The organism is Roseateles chitinivorans (assembly GCF_050632235.1).
Lineage (GTDB): Bacteria > Pseudomonadota > Gammaproteobacteria > Burkholderiales > Burkholderiaceae_C > Roseateles > Roseateles chitinivorans_A.
Window position 1 is genome coordinate 3,335,730 of record NZ_CP192584.1, and the last position, 17,137, is coordinate 3,352,866.

The 17,137-nt window shown below is 69.2% G+C and carries 18 protein-coding genes and 1 pseudogene; 5 read left to right on the forward strand and 14 right to left on the reverse strand.

The features are described from left to right. The first annotated feature begins 65 nt into the window (after positions 1 to 65). A complete protein-coding gene (locus ACQ859_RS15235) occupies positions 66 to 809 on the forward strand; it encodes a hypothetical protein (protein ID WP_431261652.1) in 744 nt (247 codons plus the stop codon). 159 nt (positions 810 to 968) lie between these two features. On the opposite strand, the gene ACQ859_RS15240 is transcribed toward ACQ859_RS15235, so the two are convergent. The 9 genes from ACQ859_RS15240 to ACQ859_RS15280 form a co-directional block, all read right to left on the reverse strand. Continuing rightward, complete coding sequence (locus ACQ859_RS15240; protein WP_431261653.1) at positions 969 to 1,313, reverse strand: hypothetical protein; 345 nt, start codon at positions 1,311 to 1,313, stop codon at positions 969 to 971. 196 nt (positions 1,314 to 1,509) lie between these two features. After that, entirely contained in the window at positions 1,510 to 1,947 is a 438-nt protein-coding gene (locus ACQ859_RS15245; RefSeq protein WP_431261654.1) for a hypothetical protein, read from the reverse strand. A gap of 490 nt (positions 1,948 to 2,437) precedes the next feature. Continuing rightward, positions 2,438 to 2,938, reverse strand: coding sequence for an endonuclease V (locus ACQ859_RS15250; RefSeq protein ID WP_431261655.1), 501 nt, complete (start codon positions 2,936 to 2,938; stop codon positions 2,438 to 2,440). A 41-nt stretch (positions 2,939 to 2,979) separates the two neighbouring features. Beyond that, positions 2,980 to 3,282: a hypothetical protein gene (locus tag ACQ859_RS15255; protein WP_431261656.1), complete on the reverse strand. Its 303-nt coding sequence runs from the start codon at positions 3,280 to 3,282 to the stop codon at positions 2,980 to 2,982. 42 nt (positions 3,283 to 3,324) lie between these two features. Beyond that, on the reverse strand, positions 3,325 to 4,074 hold the full coding sequence (locus tag ACQ859_RS15260; protein WP_431261657.1) for a hypothetical protein: 750 nt from the start codon (positions 4,072 to 4,074) through the stop codon (positions 3,325 to 3,327). Positions 4,075 to 4,156: 82 nt separating this feature from the next. Then, on the reverse strand, positions 4,157 to 4,489 hold the full coding sequence (locus tag ACQ859_RS15265; protein WP_431261658.1) for a hypothetical protein: 333 nt from the start codon (positions 4,487 to 4,489) through the stop codon (positions 4,157 to 4,159). After that, entirely contained in the window at positions 4,416 to 7,142 is a 2,727-nt protein-coding gene (locus ACQ859_RS15270) for a serine/threonine-protein kinase (RefSeq protein WP_431261659.1), read from the reverse strand. Before ACQ859_RS15270 ends, ACQ859_RS15265 begins: the two co-directional genes overlap by 74 nt. A 24-nt stretch (positions 7,143 to 7,166) precedes the next feature. Beyond that, complete coding sequence (locus ACQ859_RS15275) at positions 7,167 to 7,721, reverse strand: ECF-type sigma factor (RefSeq protein ID WP_431261660.1); 555 nt, start codon at positions 7,719 to 7,721, stop codon at positions 7,167 to 7,169. A 109-nt stretch (positions 7,722 to 7,830) separates the two neighbouring features. Next, complete coding sequence (locus ACQ859_RS15280; protein ID WP_431261661.1) at positions 7,831 to 8,685, reverse strand: hypothetical protein; 855 nt, start codon at positions 8,683 to 8,685, stop codon at positions 7,831 to 7,833. Between the two features lie 422 nt (positions 8,686 to 9,107). Here ACQ859_RS15280 and ACQ859_RS15285 point away from each other — a divergent pair, with 422 nt between their 5' ends. Then, entirely contained in the window at positions 9,108 to 11,429 is a 2,322-nt protein-coding gene (locus tag ACQ859_RS15285) for a hypothetical protein (protein WP_431261662.1), read from the forward strand. Between the two features lie 10 nt (positions 11,430 to 11,439). Here the strand turns inward: ACQ859_RS15285 and ACQ859_RS15290 are convergent, their stop codons facing one another. After that, the gene (locus tag ACQ859_RS15290; RefSeq protein ID WP_431261663.1) at positions 11,440 to 11,796 is read right to left on the reverse strand and encodes a hypothetical protein; all 357 of its coding nucleotides are present in this window, start codon (positions 11,794 to 11,796) and stop codon (positions 11,440 to 11,442) included. 36 nt (positions 11,797 to 11,832) lie between these two features. Between ACQ859_RS15290 and ACQ859_RS15295 the strand changes: the two genes are divergently transcribed. After that, positions 11,833 to 12,867: a CapA family protein gene (locus ACQ859_RS15295; protein ID WP_431261664.1), complete on the forward strand. Its 1,035-nt coding sequence runs from the start codon at positions 11,833 to 11,835 to the stop codon at positions 12,865 to 12,867. Positions 12,868 to 12,900: 33 nt separating this feature from the next. Here ACQ859_RS15295 and trhA read toward each other — a convergent pair. Beyond that, a pseudogene (trhA, locus tag ACQ859_RS15300) lies at positions 12,901 to 13,571 on the reverse strand (PAQR family membrane homeostasis protein TrhA). 105 nt (positions 13,572 to 13,676) lie between these two features. Next, positions 13,677 to 13,925 carry a hypothetical protein gene (locus ACQ859_RS15305; RefSeq protein WP_431261665.1) on the reverse strand — a complete coding sequence of 83 codons (249 nt, stop codon included), beginning with the start codon at positions 13,923 to 13,925 and terminating at the stop codon, positions 13,677 to 13,679. Between the two features lie 81 nt (positions 13,926 to 14,006). Between ACQ859_RS15305 and ACQ859_RS15310 the strand changes: the two genes are divergently transcribed. Then, the gene (locus ACQ859_RS15310) at positions 14,007 to 14,369 is read left to right on the forward strand and encodes a 5-carboxymethyl-2-hydroxymuconate Delta-isomerase (protein ID WP_431261666.1); all 363 of its coding nucleotides are present in this window, start codon (positions 14,007 to 14,009) and stop codon (positions 14,367 to 14,369) included. Between the two features lie 15 nt (positions 14,370 to 14,384). Here ACQ859_RS15310 and ACQ859_RS15315 read toward each other — a convergent pair whose 3' ends face one another. Then, positions 14,385 to 15,566, reverse strand: coding sequence for a serine hydrolase domain-containing protein (locus ACQ859_RS15315; protein WP_431261667.1), 1,182 nt, complete (start codon positions 15,564 to 15,566; stop codon positions 14,385 to 14,387). A 141-nt stretch (positions 15,567 to 15,707) separates the two neighbouring features. On the opposite strand from ACQ859_RS15315, the gene ACQ859_RS15320 reads away from it, so the two are divergent. Next, positions 15,708 to 16,142, forward strand: coding sequence for a hypothetical protein (locus ACQ859_RS15320; RefSeq protein ID WP_431261668.1), 435 nt, complete (start codon positions 15,708 to 15,710; stop codon positions 16,140 to 16,142). Here the strand turns inward: ACQ859_RS15320 and ACQ859_RS15325 are convergent. Beyond that, positions 16,127 to 17,077 (reverse strand): AraC family transcriptional regulator, encoded by a 951-nt coding sequence (locus ACQ859_RS15325; protein ID WP_431261669.1) that lies wholly within the window; start codon positions 17,075 to 17,077, stop codon positions 16,127 to 16,129. The genes ACQ859_RS15320 and ACQ859_RS15325 overlap by 16 nt on opposite strands. Positions 17,078 to 17,137: the final 60 nt, after the last annotated feature.

Genomic DNA, 17,137 nt, shown 5'->3' on the forward strand with positions numbered 1-17,137 from the left:
CAGCAGGCCTCCGCAACACGCAAGTTCCCCAAGCTGGGGCACCATCCCTCCCACGGAGGAGCGCCATGACATCGAACAAGATCTTTCACCGCCTCGCCGCGTTCGGCCTGCTGCTCGGACTCGCGGCCGCGTCGTCCGCCATGACCACGCGCGAGGACCTGTTCACCTGCCCCATCGGTGGTGAACAGTTCAAGCAGCTGATGGCCGGCTCCGGCACAGCCTATGGCAGCTACCTCGATACGCGGCCCTACGGCGCCATCGAATCGCCCTGGCCGCTGCCCGTCTGCCCGGGAAATGGCTTCGTCATCTTCAAGCACGACTTCACGCCCGAGGAGCTCACCAAGCTCACCGCCGTCGTCGAGTCCGACGACTACCGGCAACGCCTGCGCACCGAGCCACCCTATGCGCGTGCGGCTTTCCTCATGACCGTCGTCGGCGCCGAGCATCGGCCGCTCGCGTTCACGCTGCTCAAGGCGACCTGGCAGAGCTACAGCGGAGAGCAGGCCGATCGCTACCGCGCCCAGATCATCGAGCACCTCGATCAGGCGCCCAAGGACAAGCCCGAGGTCGCGCTCAATGACCAGTTGATCGCCGGCGAGATGGAACGCCGCATCGGTCGATTCGACGACGCCCGTCGCCGCTTCCAATCGATCGTGATCGAGCCCGGCCCGCGCGCCGAGATGCTCAATCGCATCGTCGCCTACCAGCTGCGGCTCATCGCCGCCAAGGACACGCAGACGCATATGGTGCCTACGAACGACAACCCCGAGTCAGGGGTCCCGCCGGAGCCGATGCGGCCCCGCCACTGACAACGAGTGGTTCAGGGCGGTTGAGCCGCCATCCCCAGACAGGATGTCCGGATCGTGCCAGGCGTTTTGCGATCGGGGTTGGGTAGTGGCGGTGGGGTGGCTTTAGGCTGAACGCGGACTTCAGCCGACCCAGCTGCGGTCGCCCTGCGGAAGAATTCCTCAGTGGTCAAGCCATTCAACAAACACAAGCTGCCAGCTTCCGTTCACTACCTGGAACCAGAGCTCTTCATTGGAGCCGGATCCAAACGTCAGATTGACGGCGACGTGGCGCTTCGACGGCGTGATCTTGACCTCCTCGAGTCCACCATCACCAATGCACAAGGGAAGGGGCAGGCCATCAGCACGAGCAGCTGCCTCGCGCGCTGACAAGATGCCAGAGGTGGACTCATTGCCGTCTGCGGTGACCGTCGTGAACCGGTAGCGAAGCGGAAAGTGGATGTGAGAAAGGTGGAGTGCCTTTCCTTTGGCGTTCTCGCTCGTGCAAGAGGCGATGAACGCCTTCACAAACGGCTCGATAGGCGGCTGGCTTGCGTGACACGCAGCCCCTGCTGTCAGAAGCGCGGCTGCAAAGAGGCGATGGAAGTGGCGAGGCATGCGTTTCCTGATGAAAAAGCTCGACGGTCGGCAAGGCTGATCCGCTGCGATGCTGATCCAGACGTCGCAAAGCGCCTTCCGCGAATCCAAATCAGCGATCGATTTTCTACGGTTCTTCCACCATCTCGGTGCTCGGGGCCTCAGCCACGATGCGCGTGAGATGCATGAACAGTTCGTCTACCGCCTGCGACGTGTCTGGCGGAACAAAGAGTCGCTTGAGCAGGGGAACCTCTGCCACCACGATGCAGGTCCAGACCACGTCGCATCCATCTGGTGGCGGCTCGTCCGGTGACTGCCTCGTGTCAACGTTGCCGCATCCGATCCATAGTCGGAACGGCGTCGTCTTCACCATCAAGCACCATCCCCAGTCTTCGGGAAAGACTTCAGCGACTTCGATGCCCTGGCGGCCAAGCGAAGAGGAAAGCCAATTCGCCAGCGCCTTGCCGTAGCGACGCGGATTCGTCAGAAGGTCTTCGTCAGGCTCGATATCGAACAACTTGGACGTGAACCAGAGCTGAGTCCGAAGCGGTGGAATATTGGGCATGTGAAGGTCAGCGATGGAATGGGCGTCCGTCGAAGATTGGTTCCGCGGGAAGTCCATCCGGCCTACCTGGACGGCCCGCATCGCTTCGAAATTTCCTCAAAGCGGCGAGCCACAAGGGCGGAGGCATCAAGGCTCAACGGTTCCGGGCTCATGAGCAATCTCTTCAAGCGTCACGCGAAGACGGTGGACGCCCCCGCGATGGTTCGGCTGCCACCCTTCGACGCAGGCCCGTCGAATCCACGCTGCCACCTGCTTCGGCATGACGACGTGGCCCGGACCGTGGAGCCAGTCGTCTGTCGGTAGAGGGGGAAGGACCGCTTTGAGCGGGTGGTGCAAGTCCGCTGTCGACTCGACGATGACGGTCAGCGTCGACGTGGGGCCTGGCGCATCGAATTGAGCGCTTCGCCGCACGCTCCAGCGATACAGGACGCCGTCCACGGTGATCAGGCGGGAACCGCGTTTCCCCATGCTCATGCGTCGCGGTCCCGGATCAATCCTTGTTCTTCGCCAACCGCGCTGCCAGCTTCATGAGCGTCGGTACGCGCTTCCTGCCGTGCATCGAACGCAGCCGCACCTTGGCCGCGCCGATGTCGAGGCCCGCGGACGTCACGATCAGCGGGGGCGTTTCTTCCTCTCTCATGACCTCGAACTGCGAGGACAGGCCGGGCAGGCCCTTCTTCGAGACGCCGACGACGGGGACCTGTCCACCCAGCGCATGGAACAGGTGCTGGCCCAGGCCCGGCGTGTTATCGGCATCGAGATGGACGAAGCCTTCGATGAGGATGAGCTCGGGCTCCAGGCTGTGCTCGCGCAGCAGCTGCATCACGCAGGGCAGTTCCCGCAGGTCGAGTTCGCCGCGGACGGCCTTCTCGACGTGCTCGATGCGGGAGAAGTAGGTCTTCGTCGCTTCCGCTGCATCCCAGGCATCGAAAGCCACGGCGGCGGCATTCGCTTGCGCACCATCCCAATGAACCGCGACGATAAGTTTCATGCGGGATTATGAGCGCGCGAATCCATCGGCTCCCGCGTGCGTCAACCCTTGGGCAGCTCTCGGATCTCCACCGTCCCGCCCGCCTCGTAGACGGGGTTGCCCGTCAGGAACTGCCTGGCGCTCTCGAGGCTGTCCGCACGCACGCGGATGAAGCCGTCGAGCCGGCTGCGCGCGGGTTGAACGGACGCATGCTGCTTGTGCTCCTCGCCGCGTCCGATGGCGCTGCCGCCGTCGAACAGGCCGGTGCCTCGGAGGTGGTCCAGGTATTGCTCCCATCGCGCCGGATCGTCGGCGAGTTGCAGGTCGGTGGCGTCGCGGTGCATCAACAGGAGGTATTCGTTCATTCGAGCTCCATCGGCGGCGAGTGTTCAAGCCGCAGCGGGGAACTAGCTTAAGCGAGGCCATCGGCCCTTGCGGACGAGCCTCGTCCCCGACTTTCTCCGCATCCGTCGCGGTGACGCGGTGAGCAGGATCGCCATCACGCCCAACGCCGCGCCCGCCGGCACGTCCATCACGTGATGCTGGTAGGTCGTCAGCACCGACACGCCGATCAGCGCGAACCACAGGTGCAGGGCTGCGGCCTGCCAGCCGCGCAGCACCGGCGTGAAGCGCGCCCACAGCAGCACCAGCACGCCGATGTGCAGCGAGGGCGCGCGGTTGTACGGCATGTCGCAGTGGCCGAGCAGGTCGAACATCAGGCCGATCGCGCCGTCGGTCGGTGGCCGCTCGAAGGTGAAGCGCAGCGGGAACGCGGCGTAGCAGAGGACCGACACGATCAGCACGATGAGCAGCCGCAGCACGTGGCGGCGAAGCCGTTCGCCGTCCCCGTCGATGAAGAACGACAGCGCGAAGAAGACGCAGATCGACAGGTAGGGCACCACCGTCCAGCTCACGAAGGGGATGGCCCGTTCCCAGGCGAAGACGCCGGCGCCGATGTCGGTCCTCAGGCTGGTCATGTGGTTGGACAGCGTGTACAGCGCGGCATACGTCGCCGAGGTCGCCGCGGCGCAGGGCATCGGCCGCCAGCGCAGTGCGCTTGCCGCCGTTGTCGATGCCGCTGATGCGGTGGCTGCCGAGGCGGCTGCGGGGACTGCTGGCGCGTGGCCGCCTTCGGGCCACGGGATCGGAAAGCTCATCGGGATCTCCGCCGCGGGTGACGCCACCCGCCTATCCCTGATTACGAGATCCCGATTCCGAAGCGGACATCGCCGCTCGACATCAAGGAGGCTGCACCGGCTTTCTCTGGGCAGCGCGGAGCGCGCGAACCTGGTCGAGCAGCCGCCCGGCCTCGGCATCCTTGTGCAGCGCGCGTTGGGCCTGGGCCAACGCATCGAGCGCATCCGCCACCGCGGGGCTCAGCGCGGGGTCGTAGATCAGCCGGTGCAGGCGCACGGCCTCCTGCAGCACCGGCTCCGCCGCGGCCGCCTGGTGCTGTCGAAGCAAGGCCTGACCTAGCACCAGCGTGGCGGCGGCCTGGTTATCCCGTTGGTAGTCGGCATTCCCGCCGCGCTCGATGGCGGCGAGCGCCTGCCGCGCCTGCGCTTCTGCCACGTCGAGATGCCCTGCGTTCAGTTCGAGCCAGGCGGACTCGGCCTGTTCCGTCACAGGCTCGCTCGCGGCGGGGGCGGGGGGCCTTCCTCGCGGCGCGCTGCGCCTGCAGGCCCGCCAGCGCCTCGCGCGCCTGGCCGCTTTGTACCTGCCAGCGTCGCAGGGCCAGGCTGTAGAGCCTGCCCGGCGGCTTGCCGGCGGGGGTGGCCTGTCGCTGGCGCTCCAGCAGGACTTGCGCTTCGGCCAATCGACCGAGGCTCGTCAGCGCCACTGCGCGGTCCGTCAGGACCTGCTCGTCCATGCCGTCCACCGGATGGGGCTTGCCCAGCAACGCCACGTCGTCGCTGCTGACGGCCAGCGCGGCTTGCGTCTGACCGTAGGTCGCCAGCGCGCGCGCCTGCCACATGCGGACCCAGCGGCGCTGCGGAAGATCGGCCGCCGCAGTCTCGCTCCAGCGCCATGCCGGCGCCAGCGCCGTCAGGCTGTCGCGGAAGCGCCCGCCCAGGTTGAGGAAGATCGCGAGGTGCGTCTGCGTCTCCGCCACGCGCACCGCGTTGGCGTTGCGCGCGACCTCCGCCTCCATGCCCTTGCGCATGCTGGTCTCGGCATCGGCGTATCGGCCCAGCGCGCGCTGGGAGTGGCCGAGGAATTCGTAGAGCAACGACAGCTCGCCGGCACCCAGCGGCGGATGCGCCTCGCAGAGCTGGACGGCTTCCATGTAGGCGGCCTGCGCGCGCTCGAACGACCGGTCGTACAAGGCCGCATCGCCGAGGATGTGCAGCACCAGCAGCAAATCGGCGTTGGAGTTGCCGCGGCGCGCGATCGTCAATGCACGCTCGGCGAAGGCCATCGCCAGTTCCGGTTCCGCGCGTCGGTTCAGCGACGCCTGGCCGATCTCCACCTGCAGCCGCGTCGGCGAGCTGTTGTCCTGTCGCGCGTCCAGCAGGGCCGTGGCTTCCTTCAACTGCGCCGCAGCTTCGTCGCGCTTGCTGTCGAGGGCCAACGCATTGGCCAACGCCGCCAACGCCAGCACCGTCTCGTCGCTGGCGGGCCCATGCAGTTCGCGCGCCACGCTCAGGCGCTGGCGTTGCAGGTCGACCTCGCGCGCGTTCAACCCCAGGTCCTGGTACATCGAGGCCAGCACCGTCAGCAGCCGCAACCTCGCGGCGGGCGCGTCCTTGAGTTCGGCGTTGATGCGCTCCGCGCCGCGGTCCAGCAGCTCGCGCGCCGTCGTGTCGCGCGCCTTGGCCGGGTTGGCCTGGTCGGCGGAGTTCGCGCGGAACACGCCTTCGAGGAAGTCCTGCACGGCGCGCGCGGTGGCCGCCTCGGCCTGGGCGCGCTGGGTCTGCAGCCCGGCCTGATGCGCCTGCCACAGCGCGATCGAGGCGCCACCGATCAGTGCCAGTGTCGCGATGGCGCCGGCCGTCACGGGCAAGCGGTGGCGTCGCACGAGCTTGGCCATGCGATACGCCCAGCCATCGGGCCGCGCCTGGACCGGCTCGCCGTCCAGCCACCGGCGCAGGTCCTGTGCGAAGGCGTCCATCGTGGGATAACGATCGGTCGGAGACTTCTTCAGCGCCTGGTTCAGGATCGCGTCCAGGTCGCCGCGCAGTTGCCGGCGCAGCGCGCGGTCGGCGCCGGAGACCGACCCCGCGCCTGCCGCGCCCGCGCCGACGTCCGCAATGCCGATGCTGCTGGCCAGGGGAATCTCCGCCGCCGCGATCACTTCTTCCAGCTCGGCCGCGCTGCCCCGCTTGAGGCGGTAGGGGCGCACCCCGGCCAGCACCTCGAAGGCGACCACGCCCAGGCTGTAGACGTCGCTGGCCGTGCCGAGCGGGTCGCCGCGGATCTGCTCGGGGCTGGCGTAGTCCAGCGTCAACGCGCGGCCCGAGAGCTCCGTGAGCGCCGTGCGCTGCGTGCTGTCGCCTTCGAGCAGCTTGGCGATGCCGAAGTCCAGCAGCTTCACCTGACCTTCGGGCGTCACGAGGATGTTGCTCGGCTTCAGGTCGCGATGGACGACGAGCCGCGAGTGCGCATGCCCCACGGCCGCCATCACCTGCAGCAGCAGCGTGACCCGCTCCCGCACCGGCAATGCATGCGTGCGGCAGTGCGCATCGATCGGCACGCCGTCGACATGCTCCATGGCGAGGAACGGCCGGCCGTGTGCGTCGATGCCGGCGTCGTACAAGCGGGCGATGTGCTCGTGTTCGAGCGTTTCGAGGATCTCCCGTTCCCGCTCCAATCGCTCGGCGAGGCTGTCGCCCCAGACGATGCGCGGCAGCTTCAGCGCGACGCGCCGGTGCATCAGGCCGTCCGCCCGTTCGGCGAGCCACACGGTGCCCATGCCGCCGCGCCCGATCTGGTCGATCAGCCGGTAGGCGCCGACGAGGCTGCCCGGGCCGACGCCGTCGAACGGTCCCGGGCTGTCGGCGGGCCCCTCGGCTTCGAAGAGCCGGGGCAGCGTGTCGAGGAAGTCGTCCGTCTCGACCTCGGCCTGATGCGCGAGCAGGGTGCGCAGCGTTTCGCGATGCACGGCGTGCTCGCCGATCAGGCCTTCGAGCCAGGCGTCGCGCGAGGCCTTCGACAGGTTGAGCGCCTCATCGAGCAGGGCGCTGATCGCGGGCCAGTCGCCTTCGAATCGGGAGAGGGTCGTCATGCCGTCATCCGACCCGTGGCGCCGTCAGTCGCGCAGCGCGTGCGCGAGCAGCAGCCGCGCCTTGTCCCAGTCCCGGCGCACGGTGCGCGCGGACAGGCCCAGCGCCTCGGCGATCTCCTCGTCCTCGAGACCGCCGAAGTAGCGCATCTCGACCACGCGCCCCAGCCGCTCGTCGACGCGGCCGAGGTCCTCCAGGGCCGCGTGCACGGCCAGGATCTCGTCGGAGGCGGCGGGCAGGGCGCCGATCAGTTCGGAGTTCAGCGTGACCTGCTCGGCCTCGCCGCCGCGGCGGTCCGTCTTCGCGTGGCGCGCCGCGTCGACGATGATCGATCGCATCACCGTCGCGGCGTAGGCCAGGAAGTGGCCCCGGTCCGAGGGCGTCAGCGTCTCGCGCTGCAGGAACTTGAGGTAGCACTCGTTGACCAGCGCCGTGGTCGCCATCAGGTCGTTGCCGGAGCCGCGCGACAGTCGCCGGTGGGCCACCTGCCGGAGCTCGGGATAGAGCAGCTCGAAGATCCTGTCGAAGGCGTCGCGGTCGCCTTCGCGCGCCCGCCCGATCAACTGCGTCACTTCCCCCATGCCGTGCTTCCGTCCAAAACGAGGTTGGTGACGGCGATGGTAGCGCGCGCTCCTCCCGGCCCGGACCGCCGGGCGTCCCCAAGTCCTGACGGGCTTGTGTCATCTCGTGTCACTCCGCCCGGCGCGGGGCGCGGGTCATGGGCCTGATCCGGGCGATCGGCGGGATGGGTGGAATGGGCGGGAGGGAAGGCATCGTCAGCGGCGCGATGCCCAGGGACGGCAGCCGCCACCGTACGGTGGACAGCAGGCACGCGCAGGCGCAGGCGAGGGTCAGCGCGGGGATGGCCCCGGTTCGGGGCGCTAGCAGCACGAACACGGTGCCGAAGGCCGCCTTGCCGAAGAGGCCGCCGACATAGGCGCGCAGGAAGTGCGCGGCGGCGCGATGCCCGCCGTTGGCGTGCTCCGCCATGGCGACCGGCCCGGTGATCAGCGGGAGCGACGACAGCAGCCCGGCGGCGAAGCCGCCCATGGCTGGACCGACCAGCGTCGCTATCGCGGTGAGACCGCCGGCCAGCGCCGCGACCAGCCACATCGAGCAGCGCGGCCGGTGACCCGACGCCACCTCCGCGCCCAGCCGGGGCATGGCGGCGAAGGTGATCGCGCAGCAGCCGAGCGCCAGCGTCAGCGCGCTGGCCAGGTCGGCGCTGGCCGCCTGGGCGGGGAGGGCCATCGCCAGCGCGCCGACCAGGCCGCAGGCCAGCGCGACCGCACCGCCGCCGTAGCGGGCGGCCCGCGCATAACCCAGCGCGAAGACCGCCAGCATCGCGCAGGCGGCGACGCTGCCGATCGCGGCGCTGATCGCGAAGCCCATGCCTTCGTCGTGCGCCAGCCAGGCCAGCGTCGGCGCGGTGATCGTCGGCAGCGCGGCGACAAGACCTGCCACCCGGCGGCCGCCGCGCCTTGCCGCCGCCATCACCAGCAGCACCATGCCCGCCGTCAGCAGGCCCTTGAACAACTCGTCCATCGCGCTCCCCTTGGAGGACGACGGGAGAAATCACGCCGTCCTGCCCAGGTGAACGAGGTGCGCGGCCGGGGACGGACAGCGCGCCGGAACCTCAAGCAGGGGACAAGGACATGGTCGCCCAAGGCCGCGCGCATGTCCGGCTCACCGCCGGGACTTCGTTCAGTGAGGGAGCAGGCGCTGCATCGATGTGACGGTGTGTTGGTGTGTCGGTGTGACGACGCGGCGCCCTCATCTCGTCATTGCGGAGTTGCCATGTTCAGTGTTGACTGGTTCTGGGTGGAACGGCGGCTGCATGCCGCCGCGGTCGCCGTCCTTTGCGTCCTGCTGGTCGCGTGCGGGGAGGCGACGATCCGGCGCCGCCCGACGTCGCGGCGCCGACGGCACCGCCCGGAGGGACGCCGCCCGTCGTCACCCGACCGGTCGTGACGCCCCCGGTCACGCCGCCGGTCGTCACGCCGGCGGTGCTGACCATCACCCAGCAGCCTGCGGATGGTTCGGTCATCGCGGGCGCGCAGGCGAGCTTCGTGGTCGCGGGGACCTGCAGCGCCGGCACGCTGAACGTCCAGTGGCAGCGCAACACTGGCGCCGACGGTGCGTTCGTCGCGATCGCCTCGGCGACGACGTCGAGCTACGCGTTCACCAGTGCCATCGCCGACAACGGCGCGAAGTTCCGCGCCGCGCTGGACTGTGGCGGCGAGAGCGCGACCACCAGCGCGACGGCCACGCTGACCGTGAGCAACCCCGTGGCCAGCGTGCTGGCGCCGATCGTGGTCACGGGCCTGCGCCACCAGGCGCCGATCGCGTTCTCGCGGGGCATCGTCCGGGAAAGCGCGGGAAGCTACGCCTTCGTCTCGGGCAATGCCGTGCTGCGACTGTCCGCGGACATGTCGTCCATCACGCCGGTCGCCGGATCGGTCGGCGATCTGATCGGCGCGTCGGTCGATGGCATCGGCACGGCCGCCGGGTTCGCGGACCCGTACGGCATCACGGTCGACGCCTCGGGCACTCTCTACGTGACGGAGCGATCCAGCAACGTGATCCGGCGCATCGCCTCCGACGGCACGGTGACGACGATCGCCGGCGCGCGGGGCCAGTCGGGCAGTGCCGACGGCACTGGCAGCGCGGCACGGTTCTACTTCCCGAGCGCCATCGGCATCGGCCCGGATGGCGACCTCTACGTCGCGGATCGCGGCAACCAGGTGGTCCGCCGCGTCACCACGGCCGGCGTCGTGACGACCTATGCCGGCACGCCCGGGATGTCCGGGTACGTCGACGGTGCCGCCCTGGGGGCGAAGCTCAGTTATCCCACCGGCCTCGCGGTCGGCGGCGACGGTGTCGTCTATGTCTCCGGCTCGGACGGACGGGTCCGCCGCATCCTGCGCAGCGGCAACGCCGCCGGCGCGGTCCAGACGCTGGCGGGCAGCGGCACCGGCGCCATCGTTCCCAACATGGACGGTACCGGCACGGCGGCGGTCATCGTGGTGCCCGAGCAGATGGCGGTCTCCGGAACCACGCTCTACGTCCGGGACAGCGCCGGCCTGGTGCGCAAGATCGACACCGGCACCGCCGTCGTCACGACACTGGCGGGAACCGTGGCCGCGACCGTGCCCCGGGATGGTCCGAAAGGCGCGGCCACCATCGAGACGGCGATGAACGGTGGCGGACTGGTGCCGACACCGGACGGCGGCCTGCTGCTCACGGAAACCACCCTCTACCAGGGAGCGGTGCGCCGCATCGACTCGAGCGGCCTGGTCACCACGCTGGCCGTCGCGCATCCGTTGGGGTTCAACGGCACGACGGCGGGCACCGGCGTGCTCGCACAGCTGCCGTTCGCCTGGTTCCCCGAGGATGCCCTCACCGACGGGCTCAGCCACTTCAGCCGCGAGGTCGCCGTCGCGGGCGCGCCCGACGGCAGCCTGGTCATCGGCTCGGTCGCCTCGCTGCGCCGCATCGCGCCGGGCGGCGCCGTCTCGCCCATCGCCGGGGCCATCGGCGTCGGCAGCTTCGACGGCACCGGCCGCGCGGCGGACATGCTGAACGCGAGCCAGGCGGTGGTGGTGGATCCGGCCGGGGTGATCTATTTCTCCGACGTGTCCACGATCCGCGCGGTCGACGCGACCCATACCGTGCGGACGATCGCGGGCACGCCCTCGGTCTTCGGCGATTCCTCCGGGCAGGGCGCGGTGGATGGCGCCGGGGCCACCGCGCGCTTCACCAACGTGACAGGTCTTGCCCGCGCAGCCAATGGCGATCTGTACGCGTCGGATTCGATGAACTACGCCATCCGCCGGATCGACCCGGCCGGCAACGTCACCACCTATGCCGGGGTGATGGGCCAGAAGGCCGCGACCGACGGCCCGCGGGCGACGGCGCGGTTCACGATGCCGTTGGACCTGTCCCTGGCGCCGGACGGCTCGCTATGGCTGCTCGACGGCGGCAGGAACGAGACGCCCACGGTCCGCCGTGTGGCGCCGGACGGGACGGTCAGCTCGCTGCCCGTGAAAGTCCGGCGGCTCACGGTCGACCCCGCGGGGAATCTCTACGTGATCTCCGAGGGCGGCGACCTGGCGAGCCTGGATTCGGCCACCGGCGCGCTGACGGTGCTGGTGCCGCTGGGGACCCGGCTCACCTTCGGCAGCGATCCGCGCCTGGGCGGCGACAGCAGTTGGGCGTTCACCGCGGTGGGTATCAAGCAGCTGGTGCTGATGTCGGATCATCAGTTGATCCGGGCGACGCTGCCGTGAGGCCGGCGCGTCACCGCCGGCCTGCCGGGCGCCGCTGGCCGGCCCGTCTCGGCGTGCTGGCCGGTCTGGCCATCGGCCACCCGGCATTCGCGCAGTCGACGGCATCGAACGTGTCGTCCGCGCCGATGGAACTGCTTTGCAGCATGCGCACCAGCGGCACCACCGCGACGCTGCGCGTGGCGGCGGGCGCTGATCCGCTGGCCGCGTCGACGGTCCACGTGGGCGAGAGTTTCGAGCTGCGTGCCGTCGCGTTGACGGGCGCGTCGGGGGCGACGCGATCGACCGTGTCGTCGTCACGGTGCTGGGTCGAAGCGTCGAGGGGCGAGGCCTCGTGCTGTCGCAGAGTCGATGGACGACGACGGGGCAAGAAGTCATCGATCAGGCGGGGCGGTGGCAGCCCACGGTGTCGGGTTGGCAGCGGGCCTATCTGGCGGGCCTCGGGCGGGAACTCGCCTGGGGCTGCGCCCTGGTGCGACAGGGCGCGACGCCGGAGGGCTGGGACCGCGCCGACGCCACCGGCGACAGCGCGCTGCCGTCCCAGCCGCTCTCGCTCGTGGCGAGGCCCGCGCCGAGCACAGCCGCGGTGCGGGTGGCGTGGATGGGCGACGTCATGCTGGCGGACGGCCCGGGTCGCGTGATCGCGCGCGGCCACGATCCCTTCGCCGCCGTCATGGGCGCGATGAAGGGCGCGGACCTGCGCATCGCCAACCTCGAATGCGTGATCGCCACCGGCGGCAGGCAGGTCGACAAGCCGTGGACCTTCCGGGCGCACCCGCGCGTGCTGGACGTGCTGCGGCGCCATGTTGACGCGGTCTCGCTGGCCAACAACCATTCGGGCGACTTCGGCCCGGCGGCCTTCGCACAGATGCTGACCCGGCTGGAGCGCGCCGGTCTGCCGCACTTCGGCGGCGGAACCGATCTGCGCTCGGCGCATCGCCCGGTCATCCTCGAGCGCCAGGGCCTGCGCATCGCCTTGCTGGGCTACAACGAGATGTTCCCGAGGCAGTTCGAAGCGGGTCCCGACAGTCCCGGTATCGCCTGGGCGGACGAGGAGCAGATCGTCGCCGACATCGATGCGGCGAGGGCGCAGGCCGACGTCGTCATCCCCTTCATGCACTGGGGCGAGGAGCACAGCGAGACCTCGCACGCCCGCCAACGCGCGCTGGCGCGGCTGATGGTCCGGGCCGGCGCGGATGCGGTCGTCGGCACGCATCCGCATATCCGTCAGGACACGGAGATCATCGATGGAAAGCCGGTGATCTACAGCCTGGGCAACTTCGTCTTCGACGGCTTCAGGGACGCGGACAACAACACCGGATCGATCCTGTGGATGACGGTCACCGCGGACGGCGTCAAGGACTGGCACCTCCAGGAGGTGCACATTGATGCGGCGGGTCGGCCGCACCCGGGGAAGGTGGCGGTGGCGGCGGCGCCGTGAGGACGCGCATGCCGCGCGCGCCGCGCGAGGGTCTTACGCGTAGGCGTAGAACAGCGCCGCGAAGAAGTGGCAGACGCTGCCGCCCAGCACGAACAGGTGCCAGACGAAGTGGGCGTAGCGCACCTTGTTGTCGAGCAGGAAGACGACCGCGCCCAGCGTGTAGCTCAGGCCGCCGGCGACCAGCAGCGCAAGACCCGGCCCGGGGGTGCGGTCGATCAGCGGCCCGATGGCGAAGACCACCACCCAGCCCATGGCGAGGTAGAGCGCCGTCGACACCAGCGGATGGCGCAGCCGGTTCAGCAGCTTGATCGTCACGCCGAAGGCGGCCGCGGCCCAGACGGCGATCAGCAGCGTCACGCCGGGTCCGGAGTGCAGCACGCCCAGCGTGAAGGGGTGTAGCTGCCGGCGATGAAGACGTAGATGGCGGCGTGGTCCAGGCGCATCAGCCAGGCCTTGACGCGGCCGTTGGCCAGCTTGACGGGCAGGGCGTGGTACAGCGTGGAGATGCCGTACAGCAGGATGCCGGTGGACGCGAAGATGGCCGCGGCGACCACGTCCGCGACCTCGCCATGGTGCATCGCGCGGATCACGAGGATGGGCAGCGCGGCGATGGACAGCAGGGCGCCCAGCCCGTGGCTGATGGCGTTGGCGATCTCTTCGCCCAGGGTCTGCGGGCGGTCGGCGGGGAGGGAAAGGTCGGTCATGAAGCAGGTCGTGTGATCTGGCGGACAGCCCGATGATCGCTCATCGGCGTCTGGTCGACGGGGTGGGCGCGGCGGCGTTCGCCAGTGGATGTGATGCGCTCGAACTCAGGAGGTCGAGTGGCAGATCGACATGATTTCCTTCCCGTCCCGAAGGATGCACCACCCCATCGCGTAGGAACGGGGGCGATCCGGGCCTCCGAACCACTCCCATTCCCACAGCTGATCTTCCTCGGTCATGAGTCTCACCAGCTTGCGGAACTCGCCCTTCAGCTGTTTGCCGCGCACTTCGCCGAGGTAAGCGGTCATGTTCATTACTTGACGTGTCAACACATGGTCAGGGTTGGCCGTCGCCATCGTCTTCTCCGGGATCGAATGGTCGAAGTTTATGTCTCCGACTGTCGGACTCCTATCATGGGCAAAACCTGGAGCCCCACCTTGCCTCACTTCACCCTTCATCACAGCGCCAACCTCAGCGGCATCGACGTGGATCGCTGCCTCACCGCGGTGAACGCCGCGCTCGCGGCGTCGGGCCACTTCGAGGAGATCGACATCAAGAGCCGGGCCTTCCAGGCGGAGCAGTTCCTCGTCGGCGTGGAAGCGCGCGGCCGTGCGTTCGTGGCCGGCACGCTGTCAGTGCTGACCGGGCGCAGTGACGACACGCGGCGCGAGATGGGCGCGATCGCCTTGAAGGCGCTGGTGTCGACCATTGCGCCCACGTCGGAACTCCACATCCAGGTGTCCGTCGAGGTCGTCGAGATCCAGCGGGAGACTTACGCGAAGGCGGTCATCGCCGGGTGAGCCGGCGCCTCCGTCCTAGGTTCCTACCAGCGCCTGATACGCCTTCCGCTTGAACCTCAATCCATACGGATGGGCGTAGCCGAAGTAGCGCTGCGTGAGCAGCACGGCCGCGATGTTCAGGCGCGGATTGATCCACCACATCGTGCCCGCGAGGCCGCCCCAACCGACTTCCCCGGCCGCCTCGGGCGGTTCGCCCCGATCGGCGAACGCGCGCACCGCGGAGCCCAGGCCGAACAACCGGCCCGGCGTCGGGGGCGCGTCGTCGAAGCGCACGTGCAGCCCCGGCGCGAGCTGGTTGCTGAACATCATGTCCAGCGTGGCGGGCTTGAGCAGCGTCGGTCCGCCGGGAATCAGGCTCTGGATCAGGCGGATGGAATCGTCGAGCGTGCTCACGAGTCCGCCACCGCCGGACTCCAGCGGCGCGCGCTGGACATACGCGCCCGGATAAGGCTTGTCGTCGACGCGCGGCAGGCCGGGCTTGTCGGGGTCGTTGAAGTCCGCGCCCTCGTAGAGCACGGTCAGCCGGTCCCGCTTCGACGGCGGCACCCAGAAGTCCGTGTCCACCATGCCGAGCGGCTCGAAGATGTGCCGGGCCAGGAACGCGCCGAAGCGCTCGCCGCTCACCACCTCCACCAGGCGCCCCAGCACGTCCATGGACACGGAGTACTCCCACTGCGTTCCGGGATGGAAGATCAGCGGCAGGTCCTCCAACGCCGTCATCATCCCTGTCAGGTCGCGGCGGTGGTCGAGGACGCGGGCCTGGTTGTAGGCGTCGAACATCGGTGAGCCGGGATCGAAGACGCCGTAGGTGAGGCCCGAGGTGTGGGTCAGCAGATGGCGCGCGGTAATCGGGGTTCGGGCGGGCTCGGTGTCCGACAGGTCGCGCGCGCCGGGGCGCAGGACGCGACGGTTGGCGAGCTCGGGGAGATGGGCGTCGACGGGATCGTCCAGGCCGAGCCGCCCCTGTTCCACCAGCAGCAGGACGGCGCAGGCCGTGATCAGCTTGGTGCTGGAGAACATCCGGAAGAGGTGATCCTCGCGCAACGCGATGCCGGCCTCGCGATCGGCAGCGCCATAGCAGAAGCGATCCACGACCGTCCGTCCGCGTAGCAGGGCGGTCGCCACGTTGGGCAGGAACTGCTGGTCGACCTCCGCTCGGAGGGAGGCGTGAAGAGCGTCGAAGGGGCGATCCGTCATCTGGGCTTCCCGGCGTTGAAGCGGGGACTGTAAGGGCTGCCGACGGATCGGCGTGTCAGGCGGACCTCGCGATCGGGCACCTGGCTTGCTGGCAGGATCGTCATCCCCAACACCCGGCGCGCCGAGCGCGTGCACCGTGCCATGAATCTCCTGCCATCGACGGCCGTTTCGCTCCTCGTTCTCACCGCGGCACTCGCAGGCTGCGACCGTGCGGCGACGTCGCCATCGGCACCCGCGCCGTCTGCGCCGGCCGCCGCGACATCCGCGACCCCTGCGTCTTCTGCCGCGTCAACACCTGACCCCGTTCACGCGTGGCTGGGGCGCTGGAACGGGCCGGAGGGCACCTACCTGCAGCTGGAGGCCGCCGGCGGCGGCAGCTACGAAGTCCGCATCAAGGATCTGGATGCGGAACGGAGGTTCCAGGGGACCGCCAGGGACGGGGAGGTGCACTTCGTGCGGGACGGCAAGCAGGAGTCGATCAAGGCGACCGACGGCGACGCCACCGGCATGAAATGGCTGGCGGGCAAGGCGACCTGCCTGACGGTGCATCCCGGGGAGGGCTACTGCCGGGATTGAGCCGATGGGGATGCGCGCGACTGGATGCTGGCCATGATCCGCAAAGCATCCTTGGCCGGCGGCAGTCCGAACGCGCGCCCGTACTCCCGGCTGAACTGCGTGGCGCTTTCGTAGCCCACCTCGTGCGCGACCGACGTGACGTTCCCGCCCGTGGCGACCAGCAGCTTGCGAGCCTGCAGCAGGCGCAACTGCTTCTGGTATTGCAGGGGACTCAGCGCGGTGACGGCCTTGAAGTGCCGGTGGAAGGCCGACACGCTCATCGCGGCGTCGCCGGCCAGATCCTCCACCGCCAGGGGTTGATCGAACTCCCGGCGGATGCGCTGGATGACCCGGTTGACCCTGGCCAGCGCCGTGTCCGGCGTGGCGATGTCACGCAGCATCCAGCCCATGGGCCCCTGCAGCACGCGGTACAGGATCTCGCGTTCGAAGGCGGGCGCCAACGCGGGAATGTCGCCAGGGTGGTCCATCAGCCGCAGCATGCGCACCCAGGCGTCCAGCAGTTCGGGCGTCACCGCGGCGACCGAAAACGCGCGCGCCTCGCCAGAGGAAGCGGCAGGATCGGGCAGGTCCGACAGAAGGTCCGTGAGCACGCCAGCGTTCAATGTCAGGGCGACCGCCAGATACGGCGAGCCGTCGGCGGCTGGCTTCACGGTGCCGGCCGCGGGCAGGTCCACGGACATGACGAAATAGGTGGCCGGGTCGTAGTCCAGCGCCTGGTCGCCCACCACCAAGGTCTTTCCTCCTCGCAGGATGAGATTGACCATGGGATCGTAGACGGCGGCCAGCTCGTGCTCGGGAATGCTGCCCTGGACCATGAAGACGCGCGGAATGCCTGTCTCCGTGGGGCGGTTCTGCGCCCGGCCGGCCAGGGTTCGAAGCTCGTCGAGTTGCTGTCGCATGACGGCATTGGAACCCGTTCCTCCCTCGTGGTGCAAGCCGGAAAGCAGGATTGGGCAGGAATGAGGCAGGAACCGATGCGACGCGGATTGGCCGTT

Bases quoted from the DNA above. Each gene is read 5' to 3' on its own strand.
- ACQ859_RS15235 (WP_431261652.1), top strand. From the start codon at position 66: ATGACATCGAACAAGATCTTTCACCGCCTCGCCGCGTTCGGCCTGCTG.
- ACQ859_RS15245 (WP_431261654.1), bottom strand. From the start codon at position 1,947: ATGCCCAATATTCCACCGCTTCGGACTCAGCTCTGGTTCACGTCCAAG.
- ACQ859_RS15250 (WP_431261655.1), bottom strand. From the start codon at position 2,938: ATGAAACTTATCGTCGCGGTTCATTGGGATGGTGCGCAAGCGAATGCC.
- ACQ859_RS15255 (WP_431261656.1), bottom strand. From the start codon at position 3,282: ATGAACGAATACCTCCTGTTGATGCACCGCGACGCCACCGACCTGCAA.
- ACQ859_RS15260 (WP_431261657.1), bottom strand. From the start codon at position 4,074: ATGAGCTTTCCGATCCCGTGGCCCGAAGGCGGCCACGCGCCAGCAGTC.
- ACQ859_RS15270 (WP_431261659.1), bottom strand. From the start codon at position 7,142: ATGACGACCCTCTCCCGATTCGAAGGCGACTGGCCCGCGATCAGCGCC.
- ACQ859_RS15275 (WP_431261660.1), bottom strand. From the start codon at position 7,721: ATGGGGGAAGTGACGCAGTTGATCGGGCGGGCGCGCGAAGGCGACCGC.
- ACQ859_RS15280 (WP_431261661.1), bottom strand. From the start codon at position 8,685: ATGGACGAGTTGTTCAAGGGCCTGCTGACGGCGGGCATGGTGCTGCTG.
- ACQ859_RS15305 (WP_431261665.1), bottom strand. From the start codon at position 13,925: ATGGCGACGGCCAACCCTGACCATGTGTTGACACGTCAAGTAATGAAC.
- ACQ859_RS15315 (WP_431261667.1), bottom strand. From the start codon at position 15,566: ATGACGGATCGCCCCTTCGACGCTCTTCACGCCTCCCTCCGAGCGGAG.
- ACQ859_RS15320 (WP_431261668.1), top strand. From the start codon at position 15,708: ATGAATCTCCTGCCATCGACGGCCGTTTCGCTCCTCGTTCTCACCGCG.